The sequence below is a fragment of the Streptomyces sp. NPDC060002 genome, assembly GCF_042737245.1.
GTDB lineage: Bacteria > Actinomycetota > Actinomycetes > Streptomycetales > Streptomycetaceae > Streptomyces.
This window is the reverse complement of record NZ_JBHWUW010000128.1, coordinates 1-1,537: the sequence shown is the minus strand read 5'-3', so window position 1 is coordinate 1,537 and position 1,537 is coordinate 1. Positions and strand designations below refer to the sequence as shown.

At 77.2% G+C, this 1,537-nt stretch carries 1 protein-coding gene and 1 pseudogene; one reads left to right on the top strand and one right to left on the bottom strand.

Annotated features, from left to right (window positions below; all coding sequences use genetic code 11):
• Positions 1-85: 85 nt before the first annotated feature.
• On the bottom strand, positions 86-1,087 hold the full coding sequence (locus tag ACFWBD_RS41465) for an NAD-dependent epimerase/dehydratase family protein (RefSeq protein ID WP_385679413.1): 1,002 nt from the start codon (positions 1,085-1,087) through the stop codon (positions 86-88).
• Between the two features lie 142 nt (positions 1,088-1,229).
• Between ACFWBD_RS41465 and ACFWBD_RS41460 the strand changes: the two are divergent.
• A pseudogene (locus ACFWBD_RS41460) lies at positions 1,230-1,337 on the top strand (flavodoxin family protein); the annotation flags it as partial.
• Positions 1,338-1,537: the final 200 nt, after the last annotated feature.

Below are 1,537 nucleotides of genomic sequence, written 5' to 3'. Positions count from 1 at the left end.
CTGAGGGCCGACGGCCCCCTGAGGGCCGACGGCCCCCTGAGGGCCGACGGCCCCCTGAGGGCCGACGGCCCCCGCCCCCGCCCGTTCACTCCCCGCGCAGTCCGGCGCGCGCGAACTCCCGCATCCCCTCCTGGAACCCGACCCGGGGCTTCCAGCCCAGTTCGGCCCGCAGCCGGGCGGAGTCCGCCGTGATGTGGCGGACGTCGCCCAGCCGGTACTCACCGGTGACGACCGGCTGGGGCCCGCCGTACGCGGCGGCCAGGGTCCGCGCCATCTCGCCCACCGTGTGCGGCTCCCCGCTGCCGGTGTTGTACGCCGTCAGCACGCCCCCCGGCGCGTCGGCGTCCAGCACGGCCAGGTTGGCGGCGGCCACGTCCCGTACGTGCACGAAGTCCCGCCGCTGCAGCCCGTCCTCGAAGACGCGCGGTGCCTCGCCCCGGGCCAGCGCCGAGCGGAAGAAGGAGGCGACTCCGGCGTACGGGGTGTCACGGGGCATCCGGGGCCCGTACACGTTGTGGTAGCGCAGCGACACCGCCGTTCCGCCCGTCGACCTGGCCCAGGCGGCGGCCAGGTGCTCCTGGGTCAGCTTGGTCGTGGCGTACACGTTGCGCGGGTCGGCGGGGGCGTCCTCGGCGACGAGCCCGGGTGCGAGAGCCCGGCCGCACCGCGGGCACGGCGGCTCGAACCGTCCCGCGTCCAGATCGGCGACGGCCCGTGGCCGCGGCCGCACCACCCCGTGCTCCCGGCACTCGTAACGCCCCTCCCCGTACACCACCATCGACCCGGCCAGCACGAGCCGCCCGACGCCCGCCCCGGCCATCGCGGCGAGCAGGACGGCCGTGCCGAGGTCGTTGCGCGACACGTACTCCGCCGCGTCGGCGACCCCGTCGCCGAGCCCGACCATCGCCGCCTGGTGGCAGACGGCGTCGACGCCGCCGAGGGCACGGGCGACGGCCACGGGGTCGCGCACGTCGGCGGCGGGATCCTGGCGGACGTCGTACACGAGGGCCTCGTGCCCGCGCGCACGCAGGGCGTCGACGACATGGGACCCGATGAACCCGGCACCGCCGGTGACCAGTACACGCATACGGCCACGCTAGGGCCGCGGCCGGGCCGCGCCCCGTGACCCGCCCGGCACGTCATCACTCCGTAAGACGCAGCACCGCGCGTCGGACCGGGACGCGGCGGATTCCCCGCGAGACGCTTCGCACGCCTTCAGCGACCACCCGCACCTCGCGGCCCGGCTCGAGCGCGGCGGAGGCGTCCCCGCCCACGGAAACCAGCGTTCGGACCGGGACGCGGGCTGCCGCTTCGACGCGTCCGGCCCCGACTACCGCCGACGTCCGACGCCCAGTGGCTCACCGGCATCGAGACCCCGGCGGACGCTGCCGGAAACCGGCAGTGCGCGGGCCCGCGCCGGTCGCGCGTCATGACTCGCGGGGAGCACCGAGGAGGGTTGCCGGGGCCCCCGGGCCACGCGGGCCGGGCCCCCGAACCCCCCCGGAAGAGCGGTTGGGGGGGGCCCAGGCCGGGGACC

Bases quoted from the DNA above. Each gene is read 5' to 3' on its own strand.
- ACFWBD_RS41465 (WP_385679413.1), bottom strand. From the start codon at position 1,087: ATGCGTGTACTGGTCACCGGCGGTGCCGGGTTCATCGGGTCCCATGTC.